Source organism: Salibacterium halotolerans, from assembly GCF_900115625.1.
In the GTDB taxonomy this organism is placed as follows: domain Bacteria; phylum Bacillota; class Bacilli; order Bacillales; family Marinococcaceae; genus Salibacterium; species Salibacterium halotolerans.
Genome location: NZ_FOXD01000002.1, coordinates 100158 through 122608, shown reverse-complemented (window position 1 = coordinate 122608; position 22451 = coordinate 100158). Strand labels below are relative to the sequence as shown.

Sequence of the window (22451 nt, the reverse complement as noted above, 5' to 3'; positions counted from 1 at the left end):
CTCTCTCCCCTTTATACGAACGATGTCGCTGCTTTTTCTTTGTCCATCATCTTCATAAACTCATCAAACAGGTTGTTGGAATCCTCGGGACCAGGTGATGCTTCCGGATGATACTGCACACTGAAAGCAGGATATTCATTATGCGCAACCCCTTCCACGGTTCCATCATTTACATTGACATGGGTCAACTGCAGGTCCGTCCCCATCAGAGACTGTCTGTCAATCGTGTATCCGTGGTTCTGGGAGGTCATATCAACCCTGCCCGTCCGTACATCTTTTACAGGATGGTTGGCTCCGCGGTGGCCGAATGTCAGTTTCGATGAAGACGCGCCGCAGGCCAGGCTGAGAAGCTGATGGCCGAGGCAGATGCCGAAAATCGGAATGTGGCCGAGAACAGCTTTCAGCGTATCAACAGCTTCCGGTACATCTTCCGGGTCACCGGGACCGTTACTGAGCATGATGCCGTCCGGGTTCAATTCAAAAATTTCTTTGGCCGGCGTGTCATAGGGCATAACGAATACGTCACATCCCCGTTGAATCAGGTTGCGGCTGATGCCGTGTTTTGCGCCGTAATCCATTAAAACGACGCGGCGGCCGGTTCCCGGTGCGTGATAGGCGGTGCGGGTCGACACTTTTTTTACTTTGTTGCGTGTTGGCTGCAGAGCGCGGAGTTCTTCCAGTATTTCATTTTCGTCCTCTTCCACGTTAAACATCCGGCCGTGCAGCGTACCGTGCTTTCGGATGACACGGGTCAGCATCCGCGTATCTATCCTGGAAATGGCGGGAATATCTTTATCTTTCAGCCAATCATCAAGACGGGCGGCGCTTCGGAAATTACTTGGATGATGGGCGGATTCTTTTACGATCAGACCGCCCGCTGCCGGTTGAAGTGTTTCAAAATCATCACGGTTAATACCGTAATTTCCTATTAAAGGATAAGTCAGGGTAATAATCTGATCGCAGTAGGATGGATCGGATAGAATTTCCTGATACCCGGTCATGCTTGTATTGAATACGACTTCTCCCGTTGTGGAACGGGTGCTTCCGAGCGCCTCTCCTGTAAATATGGTTCCATTTTCAAGCATCAGTTTTCGTTTCATTGATTGAGACATCCTTTCTGTTTTTCCAGTACGTGGCGCAGTACGGCCATCCGTACAAACACTCCGTTTTTCATCTGCTTAAAAATTCTGGAACGATCTGATTCCACCAACGTATCAGCCAGCTCCACATTCCGGTTGACCGGCGCCGGATGCATGATGACAGCGTCCGGTTTCATCCGTGCCGCTTTTTCTTCATTCAGACCGAACCGTTTATGATATTCATCAGGGCCGGCTGCCATCTTTACCGTATGACGTTCATGCTGAATGCGCAGCATCATCATGACATCAGCGGTTTCGACCGCTTCGTCCATCGGCAGCCAGCGCTTCTCGAGCTCGTCACCCATCCATTCCTTTGGTCCGCTTACATAGACGTTCGCTCCGAGCCTTTCGAGGACGTCCAGGTTGGACCGCGCCACCCGGCTGTGAAAAATATCACCGGCAATGACAATGTTCACATTCGAAAACGTCCCAAATTCCTGGCGGATCGTTAAGAGATCAAGAAAAGACTGGGTCGGGTGATGGCCGCAGCCGTCTCCTCCATTGATAATTGGTATATTCAGCTTTTCCGTGAGTTCCTCAAAAAAACGATCCCGGTCGTGGCGTATGACGACAACATCAGCTCCGATACTTTCCAGTGTTTTGACGGTATCATACAAGCTTTCCCCTTTAATGACACTGGACGTATCTGCTTCAAAATGGAGCAGATCCAGTCCGAGATTGCGCTCTGCTGCTTCAAAGCTCAGCTTCGTGCGGGTGCTCGGCTCAAAAAAAAGATTGGCGGCATACAGGCGCTGCAGCGGCAGTTTTTCCGGATGATCGGCAAACCATTGCGCTTTTTCAAGCAGTTTATGAATGGCATCAACACTCCAGTCTTCCATCGTTAACACATGCGCCGGACCGGTTTCTGTTTTGATTGGTTTATCCGCATCCATTCGAATCATCGGCTTTTCCCCTCTCTTTTCGTTTCTGTCATACGTACAACACCTTTGGCATGTCAAGCGGCTTCGTCTTCTTTCATTTTGTCGTCCAGAGACTCAAACATGGCACCGTTGCCGAAAGCGTACTGCTTACCCGGCAGGACCGCGTTTAATATAATGCCGGTTACAGCTGCCAGAGCCATTCCCGAGATCTGCAGGTTCTCATTAATATCGATAAAGGCACCTCCAATACCGATGACAAGAATGACGGAGACGATAATCAGATTCCGCTTCACCCCAAGATCCACCTGATTATCTATCAGCATCCGCAGGCCGGAGGAAGCGATAATTCCGAACAATAGGATAGAGACACCTCCCATTACCGCATCCGGTATGCTCGCGATTAAAGCTTCCACTTTGCCGATAAAACCAAAAACCAGTGCGAGAACGGCCGCCCCTCCTATGACATATACACTGAAAACTCTTGTGATGGCGAGCACCCCGATATTTTCGCCGTATGTCGTGTTCGGAGGTCCTCCGATCAGAGAAGCCACGATCGTTGCTGCTCCGTCTCCCATGATGGAGCGGTGCAGACCTGGTTTTTTTACATAGTTTTCGCCGGCAACTTTACTTAGGACGAGTTGATCACCGATATGTTCGGCCAGGGTCACAATGGCAATCGGCGTCATGATGAAAATAATGCTCCACGACCACTGCGGCTCAAAGCCTATAAAAGGAACGACCAGATCCGGAACCCGGAACCAGGCTGCCTGCGCGATGTCACTGAGATCTACAATTCCGACGGCCAGCGCGATGATATATCCGCCGCTCAATCCGATAAGAATGGGAATAAGATTCAGAAAACCTCTTACAAAAACCGACACAATGATGGTCAATGCAAGGGTCGCAAGCGCAATACTGAAATGGAGCGTCGGCTGGACATACTGCCCGCTCTGGTCGTCGAAATTCATGGCCATATCCACCGCCGTTCCAGCCAGACCGAGCCCGATTACGATAATGACCGGTCCGGTAACAATAGGAGGAAGCAGGTTCATCAGCCACTTCACCCCGGTTTTTTTGATCACAAGAGCCGTAATGCTGTAGACAACTCCAGCGGCAAAGGTGCCGATCATAACTCCTTCCGGCCCGCCGATTGCCATGGCGGATGTTACCGGCATAATAAAGGCAAACGATGATCCGAGATAAGCCGGGATCTGTCCTTTAGTTATGACCAGATAGACAAGCGTTCCGAGTCCGCTTGAAAGAAGCGCAACAGCCGGACTCAAACCGGTTAACACCGGTACGAGAATGGTGGCACCGAACATCGCGAATAAATGCTGCATACTCAGGATAAGCCATTCGTTCCATTTTGGTACGTCGTTTTTTTTCAGTTTCACCTGGGTGTCTTCCATTTGTCATCTCTCCTGTTCTGGTTGGTGTTCTCTTCCATGGGCAAAAAAAATCTTTGCCCGTCAGGCAAAGAGGTACAAACAGGAGGCAGGAAGACACGTCTCTCCTGCTCCATTTATACCCCTTTTCAGCCTCACTGGACTGATTTAAAGCGGGTTTAACTGCTTTTGCTTTTAATCGTCACTTCATCAATCCGGTCAGTCTCCTGCAGCTGCACGGCGATGATTTCTTCTTTGGATGTAGGGATATTTTTCCCTACATAATCCGGGCGGACCGGAAGTTCCCGGTGTCCCCGGTCGATAAGCACGGCCAGCTGTATGTGGGCAGGTCTGCCGAGATCCATGACCGCGTCCATGGCGGCTCTTACCGTCCGGCCGGTATACAACACATCGTCCACGAGGATGACTTTTCTGCCTTCGATATCCACCGGGATATCCGTTCCCCGGAGTTCCGGCTCTCCGCCGCCCGAGCGATGCGAGAGATCATCCCGATACAGAGTGATATCCGCTTCGCCGACCGGTACGGTCTTTCCTTCGATCCGTTTAATATTTGCCGCAATACGGTTGGCAATATAAATACCTCTTGTTTTAATGCCGACGAGAACACAGTCTTCAATGCCTTTGTTTTTTTCAATTATTTCGTGTGAAATACGTGTCAAGGCCCGGCGGACCGCCTGCTCATCCAGTAACGTTCGATCTTCCCCCATCGTTTCACGACCTTTCCTGACGGACCGTTTTTGTCATAAAAAAATCCCCCCGCCCGATTGGGTGGGAGGATGGCTGCGTGCACAATATACACCACCCCTGTTAAAAAAGGGGCATCCGTTTCCTTCCCAGCCTCACGGGACTGTCTTTAAAGGATTTCATATCGTTTGTATAGATTATGTCAGATTATGCTGTTCGGGTCAATCCTTTTTTCGAAGATCTTCAAGCAATACATGCATTTCTTCGGGTAAAGGCGCTTCCCAGCTCATCCATTCTCCGCTCGCCGGATGGATGAGCGACAGACCGGCAGCGTGGAGGGCCTGACCGCTCAAACCGGCAGTCTTCTTCTTCGTATATTTTGGATCTCCTGCCGCAGGATGGCCGATATAGGAAAAGTGAACCCTGATCTGGTGCGTCCGCCCGGTTTCCAGACGGCACTCCACCAATGTGAAGTCTTCAAAACGCTCCATCACACGAAAATGTGTAACGGCATCTTTGGAATGATAATCGGTGACCGCCATTTTCTGACGGTCAGCCGTATCTCTTCCGATAGGAGCTTCTATAATTCCGGTATCATGGGCAATACTGCCATGCACAACCGCCTGATACACCCGTTTCATCTCTTTATCCTGCAGCTGAGCGGCAAGATGCAGATGGGCACTGTCATGTTTCGCGCAGACCAAGAGCCCCGACGTGTCTTTGTCGAGCCGGTGGACAATCCCCGGTCTCTCTTCACCGTTTACCGAAGACAATGCCGCCGAGTGATAAAGCAGAGCGTTTACAAGCGTTCCCGAATAATGCCCTGGTGCTGGATGGACAACCATTCCCTTAGGCTTGTTGACGACAATAATATGCTCGTCTTCATAATAAATATCGAGCGGCAGTGATTCCGGAAGCAGGAGCTGCTCCTGTTTTTCTGCTTCATTGACTTCCACTTTATCGCCGTCCCGCAGCACATAATTGCTTTTCACGACGCGTTCATTGACGAGAATGCTTCCTTCTCCGGCCCATTGCTGCACCTTTGTTCTGGACCAGTCCGCCCCTGCAGCGGCAAGAAATTTGTCAATCCGCATTCCGGCGTCTTCTTCCGTTATCTTCCAGGTATGATACTTATCCATGCTTCTCTTTCCTCTTTTCTTTCCAGTCGTCAGCTGCCATTTTCACAATCAACACCAGTACTCCGGTGACAAGTGCGGAATCGGCGATGTTAAATATCGGATAATTGTATGAAAAAATGTAGACATCAAAGAAATCTACCACTTCTTCGAAAAGCACCCGGTCAATAAAGTTACCAAGCGCTCCACCAAGAATGAGAGCCAGAGGAATACCGTACCATTTACTCCGCATTCCGTACTGGTGCAGATAATAGACAATGAACGCGGCGACAATGACCGTTACGATGTAAAAAAGCCACATCTGTCCCTGAAGCATGCCAAAAGCTGCTCCCGCATTGCGGTGGGAGGTCAAATAGAAAAAACCCTGGATAATTTCTATGCTTTCCCTCAAATCCATATACTGAACAACCAGCCATTTGGTCAGCTGGTCCACCGCAATCGTAAACAGTGCCAGTCCGTAATATAACAGCTTTTTCATTTTATTGGACACCTGCTTTTCCTAAGCCCCGAAGGACCGTTTTATTCATCGGCTGTATTCACGTGACTGTAATGATTGCTTACAATATCAGCACATTTGCTGCAGAGGCCCGGATGTTTTGGATCACTGCCGACATCGGTGCGAACCGTCCAGCAGCGTTCACACGTCTCACCTTCGGCCGGATATACCTGCACAGAAGTGTATTCGAAATGTTCCGCTGCCTCAGGGGCTTTCTCTTTTGCCACTCCAAGTTCAGCTTTGGACACGATAAACAGCTGTTCTAGATTTTCTCCATCAAGGAACGGTTGCACATTTTCATCGGCGTGAATAGTAACAGCGGCTGTCAGTGACTTTCCGATGTCCTTATTGTTTCTGGCCTCTTCAAGCGCCTTTAATACTTCATCACGGATTTCCATAAGAGTATCCCACTTGCGGCGAAGCGCTTCGTTTTCTTCTTTTTGGACAGGATTCGGCATATCCGTCAGCTGCGGCGATGATGCCTCTACACCCGGGATATATTCCCATACTTCATCCGCCGTATGCGGCATAATTGGTGATGACAACTGGACAAGAGCAATCAGGGTGTCATACATAACTGTCTGGAACGCGCGTCTGGACGGGTCGTTTTCCGGCAGAATATACAAAGTGTCTTTGGCAATGTCCATGTAGAAAGAACTTAAGTCAATCGTACAGAAATTGTGCAGCGCATGGTACACGTGCGCAAATTCATATTGATCGTAACCCCGTTTCGCTTTTGCCGTCAGGTCATTCAGGCGGAGTTTCATATAACGGTCCAGTTCAGACAACTCTTCTTCAGGCACACGGTTCACATCTGGATCAAAATCCTGAAGGTTACCGAGAAGAAAGCGGAAGGTGTTTCTCATTTTTCTGTACACTTCGGCGACCTGTTTCAGTATTTCATTGGAGATCCGCACATCTGCCTGATAGTCGACAGAAGCCGTCCACATCCGCAGAATATCAGCTCCGAGCTGCTTCATGATATCGTTTGGCACCATTACGTTGCCGAGCGATTTGCTCATTTTCCGGGCGTGGCCGTCCAAAGCGAATCCGTGGCTGATGATCATGTCGTAGGGAGAGGACCCGTTTGTCGCAACACTCGTTGTCAGTGATGAGTTGAACCAGCCTCTGTACTGGTCGGATCCTTCCAGGTACACATCAGCAGGACGTCTCAATTCCTCTCGTTCTTCAAGAACCGCTTCATGGGACGACCCGCTGTCAAACCAGACGTCCATAATATCCATTTCTCTTGTAAACCCGCCGTTTGGACTCTTGTCCGACGTATAGCCTTCCGGCAGAAGATCATTCGTTTCCCACTCAAACCAAATATTCGACCCGTGTTCACGGAACAGCCGGGAGACGTGCTGAATGGTCTCATCGGTGACAATTTCGGTGCCGTCTTCTTCGTAAAAGACCGGAATCGGCACGCCCCACGCGCGCTGCCTGGAAATGCACCAATCTCCTCTGTCGCGGACCATGTTATGCAGCCGGGTTTCTCCCCATTCAGGCAGCCACGTTACGCCGCGCACCGCTTCGAGAAGGTCGCTGCGCACATCTTCAATCGATGCGAACCACTGGGCTGTTGCCCGGAAAATGACTGGTTTTTTTGTACGCCAGTCATGGGGATACGAGTGCGTGATAAATGCAAGTTTTATGAGCGAACCAACTTCATCCAGTTTCTCTGAGATAGGTTTGTTGGCATGGTCATAAAATTCCCCTTCAAACCCGGGTGCTTCACTCGTGAAATACCCTTTATCATCGACAGGACAGAGTGTTTCAAGCCCGTAATGCTGCGCAATTCTGTAGTCATCCTCGCCGTGGCCGGGCGCAGTATGAACACAGCCGGTCCCGGCATCAAGCGATACATGGTCCCCAAGGATAACGATGGAATCACGGCCGTAAATCGGATGAGTGGCTGTCAGATGCTCCAGTTCTTTACCTTGTACCACTTTCAGAACCTGCGGGTTTTCCCATTCAAGTTCCGTTTCCAGGTTTTCCACGAGGTCACGGGCAACGACATACTTTGCTTCATTCACCTGTACGACGGCATATTCCAGATCCGGATGTACAGCAATGGCCAGATTGGCCGGGATGGTCCACGGCGTGGTCGTCCAGATGATAAACTGTTCATCTCCATCCAGCACCCGGCCGCCGTCTTTCACATCAAATGCCGTATAAATAGATGGTGATTTTTTATCATGGTATTCGATTTCCGCTTCGGCCAGCGCCGATTCCGAAGAGGGAGACCAGAATACCGGTTTTTGTCCTTTATAAATGTAACCCCGCTTGGCCATCTCTCCGAACACCTGAATCTGACGGGCTTCGTACTCTTTGTTCAGGGTGATGTAAGGATTATCCCAATCACCGCGCACACCAAGGCGTTTAAATTGGCTGCGCTGCCGGTCGAGTTGATCCAGCGCATAATCTTCACAGGCTTTGCGGAATTCAGCGGTCGACATCTTTTTACGGTCCACTTTTTTGTTTTTCGTCAGTGCCGTTTCAATGGGAAGACCGTGCGTATCCCACCCTGGCACATAAGGGGCATGATACCCGTTCATCGACTTGTAGCGTACGATGATATCTTTTAGAATTTTGTTCAGGGCGTGGCCCATATGGATATCACCATTGGCATAAGGAGGCCCGTCATGAAGGACGAAAAGCGGACGTCCTTTTGTGCGTTCCTGCACTTTTTCATACATGTTTTCCTCTTCCCACTGCCTTTGCCGCTCCGGCTCTTTATTGGGAAGATTTCCTTTCATCGGAAATTTCGTCTTCGGCATTAACAATGTTTCTTTGTAGCCCATCATTCATCCTCCTGTTATATTATCCTGCTGCCAAAAACAATCATGTTTATGCGGTGGTGTGACGTTTTTTTCTGATGACACGGGGTAAAAAAATAACCTTCCCATCCCTGTAAAGGGACGAGAAGGCCTCGCGGTACCACCCTGATTGTATGACAGATTCGTATCTATCATCCTCTTGATTCGGTATAACGGCCGCAAACCGCCTCACGCCTCCAACATTCGGCGCGGGAACTCCAGGGTGATGTCCATGATGAATCCGCTTCTGTGCTTCCACCATCCACAGTTCGCTGACATAAGCGGGTCCTGCCATCAGGCTCGTCCCTTTCTTCGTTCAGATGACTATTCGTTTATTGTAAAAAGTATAGAACAGATGAGATCTGTCAGTCAACCTGTCTGGACTCCCCGGAATATACACTTTCCCGGCTTTCTTCTTCGTTTTCGGTATCCACTACCTCATCCCAGTCTTCATTGTGAAGCATCTCAAGCTGTGCTTCAATGAGCATTTTGAAACGGGTGCGGTACACCGATGCCTGTTTTTTCAGTTCTTCAATTTCCAGCTCAATCTTTCTCGACTTGTTCAGTGCATCGTTAATGATACGGTCGGCATTTTTTTCCGCTTCCTTGATAATGAGCTGCGATTCTTTCTGGGCGTTGCGCTTCACTTCTTCTGCGGACTCCTGTGCCACCAGGATCGACTTGTTCAGCGTTTCTTCGATATTGGAGAAATGCTCCAGTCTTTCTTCGAGCTCATTCACTTTTGTAAACAGCTCATTTTTTTCCTGCATGACACTTTCATAATCTTTGATAACCTGATCGAGAAACTCATTTACTTCATCTTCATCATATCCCCGGAATCCTCTTGTAAATTCTTTATTATGAATATCAAGTGGCGTTAATGGCAAACCACCGCACCTCCTACTATCCTTCTGATGATTAAATCTTCCTGTGTTATAACGTTCGACATCCTTTGCTTTTTTCCTGCTTTATGTCTATTTGTGATCCGTTTTCGTTCCGTACGTTATCCGGATCCGCTGTTTTTTTGTCTCTCCGTCTGAGTCAATGAATTTTCTTCTTCCTTTTCCCCGTACCGATATGTAATCACCAGGCTCGAGCGGAAAAGAAGGTTTATCCTCCGTTCTCCAGTTGACTTTCACCCTTCCTTTTTCGATGAAAGGCAGTGCTTTACTGCGTGAAAGCTGATACATGTTTGCAATCATGACATCCAGACGCAGCGAAGACACGGTCGTATGTACTTCCTCCCAGTGCTCTTCAAGCGGCAGCATCTCCGAAAGGGGCAAAAGTTCGGTTCGTACCGAAGCTTTTCCCACCTGCTCAAGGTTCATTTCAATATACAGGGAAACATCACCGGCAGCCGTGAAATGAAATATACCGTCACCCTTTACGATATCACCGTATTTTTCCCGTTTCAGGCCCAGTCCTGTCAGTGATCCCAGAACATCGGGGTGGGAAAGGGATACAAATTTCGCCGGATAGGTGATTTGAAACAGATGAATGTCAAAATCGGCTTCGGTGATTTCTTCATAAAACGGATAAAGGAGTGCCCTCTTCCGCTCACAATACTCCTGTCCTCCCCAGAAAGAAAGATAAACAACCTCGTCTCTTCCGACGATCGAGGCCAAAATATCCTGTTCCCTCGGGTTTAAAAAACCTGTCAGCCTGCGCTCATGCAGCGTTTCAACCGCATCTTTCCACTCCAGTGCCTGCTCTACAAAAGGATGTTCCTCTTTGCGGAAATGTTCAAGTACCGGCATCATCTAAAAAAACAGTGCTCCTACACCGTACGTTGCAAAATGCAGGGCTACTATAGCTACAATCGGTGAAATATCAATCATACCGAGGGGAGGTATAATGCGCCGGAACGGTTCCAGATAAGGTTCCACAACAGCACCCAGTACCTGTCCGAAAGATGATTCCCGGGCATTGGGGAACCAGGACATCAAGATATAAATGATGATAACATATGAGTAAATCTGCATTGCTGACTGCAGCAGGCTTCCTATGAGTTGCATAAAAGGCATTCTCCTTTATTTGTTTACTGATCCTGCGGATATAAAATCTCGGAAATATCACCGGAAACATCGACGTTATCCGGCGTGCACAAGAAATTGCCGGGGCCGATTTTCTGAATCTCTCCGCCTACAGCATAAACAGTTCCGCTCAAAAAATCAACGATTCTTCTGGCCTGCTGGGCGTCCACCCGCTGCAGATTAATGATGACCGATTTCCGGTTCTTGATGTGATCGGCGATTTCCTGAGCCTCATCGTACTCGCGCGGCTCCATCAGGATTACTTTGGAAGACTGCTGCACACTCTGCAGACTCACAACATTGCCGCCTTTTTCTTCTTTTCCGGGTGCCGTCCGCTCCTTTTCGGCCGGACGTTCCACCTCTTCTTCCACGACGTCGTCTTCGAGTTCGAAAAATCGTTTAAATTTGGACTTGAAGCTCATCGGCTCTCCTCCTTGATGGTCCTCCGGTTTTTTCACTTCCTGTTTCCGACCAGATCTGTACCAATGCGCACAAAAGTAGCTCCTTCTTCGACGGCGACCGCAAAATCATTGGACATTCCCATAGATAGATGAGGACAGGGGGCATGCGGCGCCTGTTGCTTCTGGACATCACTGCGAAGCTCCCGCAGTTTCCGGAAAACAGGCCTTGTTTTCTCCGAATTTTCATCAAAGGGCGCCATGGTCATTAAACCTGCGACCTGGACAGCGGGATAGTTTTTCAGCTCTTCGATAAAGTCCGGAAGTTCTTCCGGAGCGATTCCGGCCTTACTGTCTTCTCCGGAAGCATTCACCTGCACCATACATGGAACGACGTGATTCTCCGGACTTCTTTTCTGAAATTCACGCGCAAGAGACAACCTGTCCAGCGAATGAAAATAGTCATATTTATCTACAATGTCTTTTACTTTTCTCGTCTGCAGTGATCCGACAAAATGGAGCGATGCCTGTCCAGCGCAGGCTTCCCATTTTTCAAGAGCTCCTTCCAGACGATTTTCGCCGATATGCCGGATCCCTGCATCAATAGCTTCCAATGCTCTATCTGCCGTAACATATTTTGTTACGGCAATGATATGTATTTCTGAACGGTCTCTTCCCGAGCGGGTGCAGGCGGTCTGTATCTCCTGTTCAATCCGGGAGAGATTTTCTTTCACATCCAAGGGCCGCGCTCTCCTTTCCGTATCCTGCTTTTTTACTGTCCGATAAAAGCAGCCATCCTTCCGGAAGCACTGCCGTCCCGGCGGTGGGAAAAAAAGTTATCCTCATCAAGATACGTGCAGTGCGAGCTCATGAAAATCTGTTCCTGCGGCACTCCTGCCTGCTTCAGAAGCAGACGGTTCATTTCCTTCACAGAAAGCAGCCACCCTCCGGAAACGGAGACCTCCCACGGAGCGTATTCATCTTCGGGGAGCACGTTCTTCATGGCTTCGATGACCGTATCATCCACTTCATATACGGTCTGTGATACCGCCGGACCAATGACAGCATACACGTCTTCCGGAGGAATATTCTCCTCCTTGTGCCAGATGGAGACGAACTTTCCGGCGATATTCATGCTCGTACCTCTCCACCCTGCGTGCGCGGATCCGATACAGGCATGCCGGGGAGCGGAAAAAAGCAGCGGAACGCAGTCTGCGTAAAGGCTGACAAGTAAAATGCCCTCTTCCCGGGTATACAATCCGTCATAATCCCCGGCGCTGTGTTCCCTGTCCCAGGCTCCCATGCCGCGGTGCCGGTGTTCAACCTTTAATATATCCGCCTGATGAACCTGCTCGGCTGCCACCCAGTTTTCCATCCCAAATCCAACAGATTCCGCCATGAGACGTCTGTTTTCCAGAACAGCCTGCGGATCATCTCCAACATGGAAAGCCATGTTCAGAGTATCATACGGGCTTTTGCTCACGCCGCCGGAGCGGGATGTGATGCCTGCTTTAACGTCTTTTGGCAGGATATCTGACTTCAGCAGCCAGTGCCGGTCGTCAAAGCGGTAGAACGGTTCTTTTCCCATCCAATCTCTTCCTTTTTTGAAGGATGTCGTTTTCTTTATACTCATTTTAACATATTTCCCGCGTTTGCAATAGAAAAGCTTATTTTTCCGTTCCAGCAGGGTTAGTCCGGGTCCGGTTCGTACAAATTAACGAGAATGACATCCGACCCTATTTTCACAATATGGGTCCAAGGGATAGTAAAGTCGTCTTCTTTATGAAACAGAGCCATCATTTTAGCAGATCCTCCCACAATCACCGCTTCAATATGTCCGGTCTCCACATTGATATCAACGTCGCCCACATGTCCGAGACGCTTTCCGGTGTGCATATTGACAATGTCTTTCGCCTGCAGTTCCGATATACGCATCCATTGATCCCCTTTACGTTCAGGTTCGTTCCGTCGTCAGTACGCCATTCTATCATTCAGCGCACAGCAGAACAGCGTGTAACTCATTGTATGCAGACATCCCCGCCTTCATATTCATTCCGACAAAAAAGCCTTCGTCTTTTTTTGACGAAGGCAGCGTTTTTTTTACTGTCACATATTTGAAAAGCGGGTCATCTGTGATATGGCTCCTTTCTCGAGACGTGAGACCTGTGCCTGGGATATGCCGATTTCATCCGCCACTTCCATCTGTGTCTTGCCCTGGAAAAAGCGCATATCCAATATCATTTTTTCCCGCCCGTTTAATTGAACCATGGCTTCCTGCAGCGCCAGATGGTCCGTCCACTTATGATCCTGTTCCTTATCATCGCTGAGCTGATCCATGACATAAATCGGATCCCCTCCGTCGTTGTAAATCGGCTCAAATAACGATACAGGATCCTGAATCGCATCGAGCGCAAACACGACATCTTCTTTCGGCATATCCAGTTTTTGCGCCATCTCCTGTACAGTCGGCTCTTTTTCACGGTTTTCTTCCTCCATAAGCTTATCCCGCATCTGCAGCGCTTTGTATGCTGTATCACGCAGCGATCTTGAGACGCGTATCGGATTATTGTCACGGAGGTAGCGGCGTACTTCCCCGATAATCATCGGTACCGCATATGTTGAAAAACGTACATTCTGACTGAGATCAAAATTATCAATCGATTTCATCAAACCGATACAGCCAACCTGAAATAGGTCATCCATATGTTCTCCGCGGTTATTGAAACGCTGAATGACACTTAATACGAGACGAAGATTTCCATTCACCAATTCTTCCCGGGCCGCCTCATCTCCATTTTGCATTTGACTGAACAACTCACGCATTTCTTTGTTTTTTAAAACGGGAAGCTTGGATGTATCTACACCACATATTTCTACTTTACTGCGTGCCAACGTTTTCCCCCCCAGGTCTGGATGTCGAAATGAACCGCGGACGGCTTCATTTACTCATCTTGTCTGTTCATGTTCAGTATGTCCTGACGAGGGAAAAATATGCAGATGGGTATGAGGCAGCTCCTTTTTTCATTTTTCTTAGCGCAGGCGGAAAAAAGGCTTCAACAGCCGTTTGACCGGGTTCAGACCATCTTATTAAATTCTTTGCGGAGGCGTTTAATGATCCGTTTTTCAAGTCGTGAAATATAGGACTGGGAAATGCCGAGCAGGTCCGCTACGTCTTTTTGTGTCTGCTCTTTGTTTCCGGCAAGTCCAAAGCGCATCTCCATTATCTGCTTTTCCCGCGGGTTTAGTATTTCAAGCGATTTTTTTAAAAGGCGCCGGTCCACCTTATCTTCTATGCCCTTTGTAATAATATTTTCGTCCGTTCCCAAAATGTCCGACAGCAGCAGTTCGTTTCCATCCCAGTCGATATTGAGGGGTTCATCAAATGATATCTCGGAACGCAGTTTATTAGTCCGCCGCAGATGCATCAATATTTCGTTTTCGATGCAGCGCGAAGCATAGGTGGCCAGCTTAATCTTTTTTTCAGGATTAAATGTGTTCACTGCTTTTATCAGTCCGATCGTTCCGATGCTGATAAGGTCTTCTATATTAATTCCTGTATTCTCAAATTTTCTGGCAATATAGACAACAAGACGAAGGTTCCTCTCAATCAGCACAGAACGGGCTGCTTCGTCCTTTTCGGGAAGTCTGCTGATATAATGAGCTTCTTCTTCCTTGGACAAGGGAGGGGGCAGTGCTTCACTGCCACCAATATAATAAAGGTCATCCGGTTTCCAGCCCACTTTTCTTAATATTTTCATCCAAAATACAGTGATGGTTCCTTTCTTCAAGCAAAAACCTCCTGTCTCAAGATTAAGCACTCCGTGATGTATTGGACTCCGGAAGTACTTCCGCCGGAATAATCATCTGGAAATCATTCGTGCCGGACAGCGGATATGGATCAATTCCCACCAGCAGCGGGACTTTCGTATAATGCTTATCCTTCAGATAAATTCCATCCGGACGCAGGGCAAACATCCATTTCATTTCCTGGCCGGCGGAGCGGTATGGAATCAGCTTCCATCTTTGTTTCCACATGTTCAGCTCTTCCAGGTTTCCGAGTGTTCCACTTTCCATCATGCTTTTCCATCTGTTGTATTCCTGCTCCGGCAGAAACGATGAAAACAGCGGCAGTTCCACTATCATGACGGGTGTTCCGGAAAATGGATCTTTCAATTGGTTCCCGGTATCCACCAACGCAAAAGCCTCCCACCGCTGTCCGTCTATTTCCATGATGACGGTAGTTGTTTTTTCGACTTTTGTTTCTCTTTTCTTTCCTACAGCCTGCATCATGTAAATGGTTAGAGCCGCAACAATGACCGCAGTCAACATAAACCAGTAGGTCAGAGATGTTCCCGGCGTCCACGACGAGCCTTGTCCAGCCTGGAAAAGCACCATCATATGCAGACCGGTGATGATGCCGGCGGTTAAAAAACTGAGCATATAAAACACGAACAGCTGCTGAAGAAACAGCGTAAACGAATGAAAGCCAAATGCTGCCGGTACTAAAATGATAGAAAGAAGCAGAGCAAATCCCGGGTGCATCAACCATTCCTCAAAAGGGGTAAGCACGGTAAAAACGCTGCAGGATCCTGCTGCAGATACGATCCACAACCTTTTGGTGGATATGGGCTTTCTTGTCCACTTTGCGGTTCCCCAAAAGAGAAGCAGGTGAATACAAACGTTCATGCCCCACAACAGATCAACATAATATACAACACTCCCCTCCCTTCTTGTCATGAACAGGAGAAGTAATGCCTATTATAAATCCGTTCTCTTTCAAATTGTGTCATTTTGTGGTTGACTTTTTTTCTACTTTTCACTAATTTTGTCACCCTTCCACCCGGGTCTTTCTACATAAAAATGAGTCTGGGATAAAAGTAAAATAGGCGGAGGAAAACACGAATGTCTTGCGGCGTTGTTCAAGAGCCGTATAGCAGCGGGGTCCAAATGCTTCGGCTCCTGCTGAGAAAAGCACGAGTTACAGGTACCCCGCAGGAAGCAGGGTACCTGTGACGTACTTCCACATGATAATGGCGTTTAAGGCGGCACCGGATACTCTAAAGTGTCTTATGACTATTCATCTCACTTTTCATGCAGCGACGCGAACTCTTTGTTGCGGCGGCCCGTTCATTTTCCCGCTAAACGGAACCTGGATTCGTTCATGACGACGTTTACGGGGGTACGAAACCCTCTAAAGTGCTTTATGAATCATTCATGATGACGTTTAAGGGCGCACCGGGTACTCTAAAGTGCCTCATGAGCCATGTCTAACGACGTTTAAGGGAGCGCTGAACCCCCCTAAAGTGCCCTATGGACTATTCATCCTGTTTTTCATGCAGGAACGCGGGCTCTTTGTTGCGGCGGCCCGCTCATTTTCCCGCTAAACGGAACCTGGATTCGTTCATGATGACGTTTACGGGGGCACGAAACCCTCTAAAGTGCCTTAGGAATCATTCATGATGACGTTTAAGGGCGCACCGGGTACTCTAAAGTGCCTCATGAGCCATGCCTAACGACGTTTTAGGGGGCGGAACCCCCTAAAGTGCCTTATGACCCATTCCCATTTACAAACCACCGTACATCCACCCGCCATTTTTCTGCGTCCACGCTGCCAGCACTGCTTCCTTTTCCTCCGTTATACCGGCTGGCGTCGTGATTACATCGCGGAGCAGCTTAGGTGTCGTTTCGATTCCAGCAAACGGGCCCTGGAACGGCCGGGGTCCGTCGATTTCCACAAGCAGCTGATCCGGTGGAACCGCGGCCGTGAGTCGTGGTGGCTTCTACACCCGGCACAGGACGTACACGGTTTTGGGAGAAGGTCCCCTTTTTCTCAGCCGAACTTCCTCGTTTTCAAGCCGTGCGCGGGGCAAAGAAGACACGGTGAGCCCCCGGCGAACCGATGTCGCCCTTGTACTCCGGAGTGCAAAGAAGACACGATGAGCCCCGGCGAACCGATGTCGCCCTTGTGCTCTGGAGTAAAAGCAAAGTATTTTGGCGCAGCGGTTGATTTTAGAAACGAAAAATACCGAACGATTTTAAGAAATCGTTCGGCATTTTTTATCTAATAAAGGTTTTGTCCCAGACTCATGTTTGTTTTATATCCTTCACTGCTTCGTCCAAACATTTCACTTTCACTGCGTAGTACACAAACGGTATCAGCCCGCCGGCGCTCACGACTTTTTTGCCATATTTATTTTCTTCTGCGGCGGTTGCGCAGGAAGGTCGGAATGTCGAGCGTGTCTTCATCTTCGGAGGCGTCCTGGCGCTGTTCCGGTGTTTCTTCCGCCGGTTTTTCCTTTTCCGGTGCCGGGCGCGAGGCAGACTGGGAAACCTCTTTGCGCTGCTGGCCTGCGGGTTTACGCTCCGGCTGCTGTTTCTGATCATTATTATCTTCAAAACCGGTCGCGATGACGGTAACGACGATTTCGTCATTTAGATTTTCGTTAATGACAGAACCAAATATCATGTTCACATCAAAATCCGAGGCTTCCGACACAATTTCCGCTGCCTCATGTACTTCAAACAAACTGAGGTTTGTGCCCCCGGTAATATTCATCAGGACACCCTGAGCGCCTTCCACCGATGTTTCAAGAAGAGGACTTGAAATGGATTTTTTAGCCGCTTCCGCCGCGCGGTTTTCCCCTGTAGCGATACCAATACCCATTAAAGCGGACCCTTTTTCGCTCATAATAGTTTTTACGTCGGCAAAGTCAAGGTTGATGAGACCAGGAACCGCGATCAAATCCGAAATTCCCTGTACACCCTGACGAAGCACGTTGTCTGCTTCACGGAACGCTTCAAGCATCGGTGTGTTTTTATCCACGATTTCAAGAAGCCGGTCGTTCGGAATAACGATGAGCGTATCCACGTTTTCTTTCAGTTCCGCAATGCCGTCTGAAGCCTGGGTCGATCTTTTTTTCCCTTCAAACATAAACGGACGCGTCACGACTCCGACTGTGAGTGCCCCCACTTCACCGGCAACTTCGGCAATAACGGGAGCGGCCCCTGTACCGGTTCCGCCTCCCATACCGGCAGTGATGAACACCATATCTGCTCCGGTCAGCGCTTCTTCAAGCTGTTCTTTGCTCTCTTCGGCTGCTTTCTTCCCGATTTCAGGATTGGCGCCGGCACCAAGCCCTCTTGTCAGCTTTCCGCCAAGCTGCAGCTTCGTTTCAGCATGGGAAAGCTGAAGCGCCTGGGCATCTGTATTTACGGCGATAAATTCCACGCCCTGCAGTCCGTTTTCAATCATACGGTTCACGGCATTGGAACCGCCGCCTCCTACGCCAATGACCTTAATCTGTGCGAGTGACTCCATATCCATTTCAAATTCCAACATTAAAGGTCCTCCTCATTCGTCAGATCTTTCAAGTTACCGTACACGTTGATCCCAAACGTTTCGTTCCCTGCGTTCCACGGGTTGAAACATGGAAGGTATCAGCGCGGCACCGCTATTCAAAAAACACTTTAAAGAAATTTTTCATTTTATCTTTCACGCCGGGATCATTTTCATCTTTTTCTCTTTTTTCCGGTTTCCCCCGTTCAGGAGCAGGTGCAGCTGCCGTATTACCCGAAGAAACGGATGCGGCAGGTTCGCGCCCCTGTATTTTCACATTTTGATGGGCAAACTCTATTAACCCGATTCCTATCGTATATACCGGCTCCCGCACTCCGATATAATCCGGAACAGCCGTCCTTACACTCAGGCGGAGTACATCCCTGGCAAGTTCCAGAGAACCGGGAATCATGGTGGTCCCGCCGGTCAGCACGCAGCCGCCCGGCAGGTCCGAATAACCGAGTTTGTAAATCTCATCATCTACCAATTCTAATATTTCTTCCATTCTCGGTTCAATGACATGAGCAATCTCGTATTGGGAATATTCCTCCGGTTCATCGCTGCCAATAGCATTCACTTCGAACGTTATTTCATCGGAGGCATCATCAATAAAGGCATGTCCATTCTCCCGTTTAATCCGTTCAGCTTCTTCTGAAGAGGTGCGGAGTCCGACGGAAATATCATTGGTAATATGGTCGCCGCCTATATTGAGCACCGACATGGCCTGCATCTTTCCATTTTGAAAAACAGAAACAGTCGCAGCCCCGCCACCTATATCTACCAGTGCAACACCAAGAGCTTTTTCATCTTTGGATACGGCCACTGTTCCGGCGGCAAGGGGCTGCAGACAGATGTCAGCGACAGTGAGCCCGGCTTTTTCCACACACCGCAGTAAATTATGTAACGCCGTTTTGGCTCCGGTAATAATGGTACCTTCCATTTCCAGACGGACCCCCAGCATTCCGCGGGGATCGTTGATTCCATCCAGACCGTCGACGATAAACTGATTGGGAATGACATCTATGATTTCGCGTTCCGGCGGGATGGAGAGAACCTGCGCTGCATCCATGACCCGTTCAATGTCCTCATTACTGATTTCACGGTCGGGGCTGGATACGGCTACCACTCCGCTGCAGTTCTGCATTTGGATGTGATTGCCGTTCACTCCAACCACCACCTGTTCAATTTCAAGTCCGACCATTCTTTCCGCTTCCTGCACCGCGTTTTTGATAGATTGGACCGTTTCGTCAATGTCGACAATCGCGCCTTTCTTCAGTCCGGTGGACGGAGCGTTGCCCACCCCCATAACTTTCAGGGAACCACCGGACATTTCTCCGATAATGACCCGCACTCCGGACGTACCTATATCCAGGCTGACATACGTATCTTCGTTGTTCATATTATGGCACCTCCTACTGCATGTATCTACTGTATCTATTATGCCTGCTGTCAGGACAGTTGATCTCTATTCCATCTTATCATGTGAACCGGCGGTACGTGTGCAAAATGACAGAAAAATTAATTACGTTTTATTTTCAGTGCCGTTACACTTCGCCACGTTATTTTGATTTTCCTGCAAAGACCTGTAATCTTCATTTTTTTGATTGTAGAAGAGAAAGAATTTCCCTGCGGATTGCAGCGGTATTCTGAAAGATTCTTATACCAAGAGCTATCAGTGGAGCCAAGTATAATTCTACATCAAGCTGCCGCCCCAGAAAAGCAAGGATCCATGCGAGCAGTAAGCTGAAAAAAAGACCGGTAATAAAAAAGATGTTGGAATAGTTTTGTCTCAGCGTTTCTTTCAGTGCGCCAAAAAGGGCATCCACCATAACCAGAAGGAGAAGAAGAACGTAAATGTGGTAAGCCGGAGGGATTTCCACACCAGTCAAAAGGCCGATCAGTATACCTGTTAAAAGACCGAGTACCGGAAGCCACATCACTCATCTTCCTCCATAACTTCCATGTGCTGCACCCGTCTCACTTCATCATAGGCGGGAACAGTAAGCTTTTTCTGCTTTTGGGCTTTTAGTTTCATATTTTCCAGGGTAAAATACTCTTTTGATTCAGAGACGAGCAGTTCATTGTACAGCTGTTCGTTGTCTTCTGCCAATACTTTTATCTCCAGCGGAATGTCCGGAAGTCTTCTGCCGTCAATATGGGTGATGCCGTCTATACTCCGAAAAGCAGTTGTTTCCAGTATGCGTTTCCCTTCAATGGATATCGCAGAGGCTCCAAACTGGTTGAGTTCATTGACAAGCCTCCGTAGAAGGACCGGACGGACCGATTGGTTTCCACTGGTATCGGCACCTGCGGCCGGGGAAATGGTTATCACCACGCCACTTCCACTTTTTTCAGTCATCCCTGCTTCGGCTTTCAAATCTTCAACAGCCTGCTTCATTGCGTATTCCCTGCTGTTCTTTTGTTCGGTGTTATATTCTTCCAGAAGACGTTCGTTTTCCCTGATACGTTCATATAGATTCTGTCTGCGCTCCTGCTCTTCTTCCAGCGTCTCCTGAAGCTTGAGTACATCATTACGGTCAGAAGCATTCGTAAACGGCATCTGATCTGTCTTTGATGCGGCGAAGTAACCGCAGACGACAGTTAAAAGAAGCACGGCTGCTTTCAGCACAAACCGCAATTCATTCACTCCTCTCTCCTACAGCCGGCATGGTTATGAGATCTTTCGTCTGAATACGTACTTCCACATTTTCATTGACCAGCCTGTCTTTCACGCCTCCGTTCATTTCCAGGGCGGCTTTCAGCTGCCCCGATTCGCCTACTGCTTTAATGACAAATGGGGCTGACGACGTGTGGCCGTCGATTGTAATAACAGGGCCTGTGCACTGAATATATGTATTTTCTGTTATCCGGTAACCATTGACAGATACGGCTTCTGCACCGGCAAGAAAGAGCTCGTCCATGACCTGTTGAATATGGCGTTCATGAACAAGAAAATTATTCGGGTTTTCACCATCATCGGCGGCGTATTGGTAATCATCCAGGCTGACAGAGATACCTTTGCCTTTTACAGGCACCTCACCGGTAAGCATTCTCATTTTCTTTAGTTCTTCCACTAGATTAAAAGAAGACGTTTCATTTTCTGCCAGGTTTTCTTCCATATCCCGTACCTGCTGCTGCAGATTTCTCCATTCTTCCGTCAATTCTTTATTCTTTTCCTGTTCTTCCAGGACTTCTTCTCTTAATCGATCTTCTTTCCGGTCGTTTGTATCCTGATCCGCTGCCCCTTTGTCCGCTGTCGTTTGATAGGTTACGGCAAGGAGAAACCCAATCATGAAAAGCAGAGCGGTGAACCAACGGATTTTATTCTTCTTCACTTCTCTCTTCCCCTCCTTCTGCTGTGTCCGGCTGATCTGCTTTAAAATAAGAATTTATTTTCATGTGAAGAACTCCATCTGCATCAGGATTAATCTGTCTGGCCACGGATGGGTAATCCGCCATATGGGAGGCAAAATTCTCAATCGTTGACTCTACTTCAATGCCATCGTTCATATAAAGACGCAGTCGGTTTGCATCATCGTCGGAAGGAGCATACATGACTTCAGAAATACGGTTCATAACCCCTTCTCCAAGCTGGCTCATTTCTTCGGAAAAAGCTGCAAGCTTGTCCCTGTCTTCAAAGTTTCTCAGAATTGGAGCATCGGAGGGAAGCTCATTATACGTTTTTTCCGAAAGAACCTCCCCGTTTTGCAAAACAGGGACAAACGAACCGCCGTTTTCCACATAAGCCATCCGGCGGTACTCCTGAACGTGTATCGTGACAGTGGAAGGAAAAGATCGTGTCACCGAGACATTCTCAATCTCCTGATAACTTTGAACCGCCTGTTCTGCCTGGGTTAAATCCGCGGTCCACAAGCCGTCTCCGGTCTGCAGATCAATACGGTCTTTGATATTATCCTGTGCGGTATGGATATTTCCTTCCACTTTAATGTGACGGATATGGCTCAGCGGTGACTGAAAATAGACAACAAGCAGTATAAGGAGAAAAAACACAGAAAGGTATGTGACAAGCCGGCGGTTGGTGCGTTTTTTTCGTTTTTCTTTTAAGGCAGGTATTTTTTCTTCTGCGGGAATTACCTTTTTGTCCGTCACCTGCGGCCCCTCC

General features: G+C 48.5%; 24 protein-coding genes. All 24 read right to left on the bottom strand.

What is annotated here, in order from left to right:
* Positions 1 to 11: 11 nt before the first annotated feature.
* Entirely contained in the window at positions 12 to 1100 is a 1089-nt protein-coding gene (locus tag BM124_RS01975; RefSeq protein ID WP_093334976.1) for a carbamoyl phosphate synthase small subunit, read from the bottom strand.
* Complete coding sequence (locus BM124_RS01970) at positions 1097 to 2032, bottom strand: aspartate carbamoyltransferase catalytic subunit (protein ID WP_093335164.1); 936 nt, start codon at positions 2030 to 2032, stop codon at positions 1097 to 1099. The genes BM124_RS01975 and BM124_RS01970 overlap by 4 nt, the downstream gene beginning before the upstream one ends.
* A 62-nt stretch (positions 2033 to 2094) precedes the next feature.
* Complete coding sequence (locus BM124_RS01965) at positions 2095 to 3429, bottom strand: uracil-xanthine permease family protein (RefSeq protein WP_093334975.1); 1335 nt, start codon at positions 3427 to 3429, stop codon at positions 2095 to 2097.
* A 155-nt stretch (positions 3430 to 3584) separates the two neighbouring features.
* Complete coding sequence (gene pyrR / locus BM124_RS01960; protein ID WP_093334974.1) at positions 3585 to 4133, bottom strand: bifunctional pyr operon transcriptional regulator/uracil phosphoribosyltransferase PyrR; 549 nt, start codon at positions 4131 to 4133, stop codon at positions 3585 to 3587.
* A 198-nt stretch (positions 4134 to 4331) separates the two neighbouring features.
* Entirely contained in the window at positions 4332 to 5249 is a 918-nt protein-coding gene (locus BM124_RS01955) for an RluA family pseudouridine synthase (RefSeq protein ID WP_093334973.1), read from the bottom strand.
* Entirely contained in the window at positions 5242 to 5724 is a 483-nt protein-coding gene (gene lspA / locus BM124_RS01950) for a signal peptidase II (protein ID WP_093334972.1), read from the bottom strand. Before lspA ends, BM124_RS01955 begins: the two co-directional genes overlap by 8 nt.
* Before the next feature lie 41 nt (positions 5725 to 5765).
* A complete protein-coding gene (gene ileS, locus BM124_RS01945) occupies positions 5766 to 8546 on the bottom strand; it encodes an isoleucine--tRNA ligase (RefSeq protein ID WP_093334971.1) in 2781 nt (926 codons plus the stop codon).
* A gap of 380 nt (positions 8547 to 8926) precedes the next feature.
* On the bottom strand, positions 8927 to 9448 hold the full coding sequence (locus tag BM124_RS01935) for a DivIVA domain-containing protein (RefSeq protein WP_093334969.1): 522 nt from the start codon (positions 9446 to 9448) through the stop codon (positions 8927 to 8929).
* Positions 9449 to 9535: 87 nt separating this feature from the next.
* The gene (locus BM124_RS01930; protein ID WP_244504200.1) at positions 9536 to 10321 is read right to left on the bottom strand and encodes a YlmH family RNA-binding protein; all 786 of its coding nucleotides are present in this window, start codon (positions 10319 to 10321) and stop codon (positions 9536 to 9538) included.
* Positions 10322 to 10576, bottom strand: coding sequence for a YggT family protein (locus BM124_RS01925; protein WP_093334968.1), 255 nt, complete (start codon positions 10574 to 10576; stop codon positions 10322 to 10324). It abuts the gene before it with no gap.
* Positions 10577 to 10599: 23 nt separating this feature from the next.
* Positions 10600 to 11016 (bottom strand): cell division protein SepF, encoded by a 417-nt coding sequence (locus BM124_RS01920; RefSeq protein ID WP_093334967.1) that lies wholly within the window; start codon positions 11014 to 11016, stop codon positions 10600 to 10602.
* Between the two features lie 32 nt (positions 11017 to 11048).
* Positions 11049 to 11732 carry a YggS family pyridoxal phosphate-dependent enzyme gene (locus BM124_RS01915; protein WP_093334966.1) on the bottom strand — a complete coding sequence of 228 codons (684 nt, stop codon included), beginning with the start codon at positions 11730 to 11732 and terminating at the stop codon, positions 11049 to 11051.
* A 32-nt stretch (positions 11733 to 11764) separates the two neighbouring features.
* Complete coding sequence (pgeF, locus tag BM124_RS01910; protein WP_170840912.1) at positions 11765 to 12580, bottom strand: peptidoglycan editing factor PgeF; 816 nt, start codon at positions 12578 to 12580, stop codon at positions 11765 to 11767.
* A gap of 101 nt (positions 12581 to 12681) precedes the next feature.
* Positions 12682 to 12927 carry a YlmC/YmxH family sporulation protein gene (locus BM124_RS01905; protein WP_093334964.1) on the bottom strand — a complete coding sequence of 82 codons (246 nt, stop codon included), beginning with the start codon at positions 12925 to 12927 and terminating at the stop codon, positions 12682 to 12684.
* 171 nt (positions 12928 to 13098) lie between these two features.
* Entirely contained in the window at positions 13099 to 13884 is a 786-nt protein-coding gene (sigG, locus tag BM124_RS01900) for an RNA polymerase sporulation sigma factor SigG (protein WP_093334963.1), read from the bottom strand.
* 182 nt (positions 13885 to 14066) lie between these two features.
* Positions 14067 to 14780 (bottom strand): RNA polymerase sporulation sigma factor SigE, encoded by a 714-nt coding sequence (gene sigE / locus BM124_RS01895; RefSeq protein WP_093334962.1) that lies wholly within the window; start codon positions 14778 to 14780, stop codon positions 14067 to 14069.
* Between the two features lie 22 nt (positions 14781 to 14802).
* Complete coding sequence (locus tag BM124_RS01890; protein ID WP_093334961.1) at positions 14803 to 15729, bottom strand: sigma-E processing peptidase SpoIIGA; 927 nt, start codon at positions 15727 to 15729, stop codon at positions 14803 to 14805.
* A gap of 827 nt (positions 15730 to 16556) precedes the next feature.
* Positions 16557 to 16727, bottom strand: coding sequence for a hypothetical protein (locus tag BM124_RS18685; RefSeq protein WP_170840911.1), 171 nt, complete (start codon positions 16725 to 16727; stop codon positions 16557 to 16559).
* A 455-nt stretch (positions 16728 to 17182) separates the two neighbouring features.
* Positions 17183 to 18331 carry a cell division protein FtsZ gene (gene ftsZ / locus BM124_RS01885; protein ID WP_093334960.1) on the bottom strand — a complete coding sequence of 383 codons (1149 nt, stop codon included), beginning with the start codon at positions 18329 to 18331 and terminating at the stop codon, positions 17183 to 17185.
* A 112-nt stretch (positions 18332 to 18443) separates the two neighbouring features.
* On the bottom strand, positions 18444 to 19727 hold the full coding sequence (gene ftsA / locus BM124_RS01880) for a cell division protein FtsA (RefSeq protein WP_093334959.1): 1284 nt from the start codon (positions 19725 to 19727) through the stop codon (positions 18444 to 18446).
* A gap of 193 nt (positions 19728 to 19920) precedes the next feature.
* Positions 19921 to 20265 (bottom strand): small basic family protein, encoded by a 345-nt coding sequence (locus BM124_RS01875; protein ID WP_093334958.1) that lies wholly within the window; start codon positions 20263 to 20265, stop codon positions 19921 to 19923.
* On the bottom strand, positions 20265 to 20975 hold the full coding sequence (locus BM124_RS01870; protein WP_139217047.1) for a DUF881 domain-containing protein: 711 nt from the start codon (positions 20973 to 20975) through the stop codon (positions 20265 to 20267). Before BM124_RS01870 ends, BM124_RS01875 begins: the two co-directional genes overlap by 1 nt.
* Positions 20968 to 21663 carry a DUF881 domain-containing protein gene (locus BM124_RS01865; protein WP_244504199.1) on the bottom strand — a complete coding sequence of 232 codons (696 nt, stop codon included), beginning with the start codon at positions 21661 to 21663 and terminating at the stop codon, positions 20968 to 20970. Before BM124_RS01865 ends, BM124_RS01870 begins: the two co-directional genes overlap by 8 nt.
* Positions 21650 to 22438, bottom strand: coding sequence for a cell division protein FtsQ/DivIB (locus BM124_RS01860; RefSeq protein ID WP_093334956.1), 789 nt, complete (start codon positions 22436 to 22438; stop codon positions 21650 to 21652). Before BM124_RS01860 ends, BM124_RS01865 begins: the two co-directional genes overlap by 14 nt.
* Between the last annotated feature and the right edge of the window lie 13 nt (positions 22439 to 22451).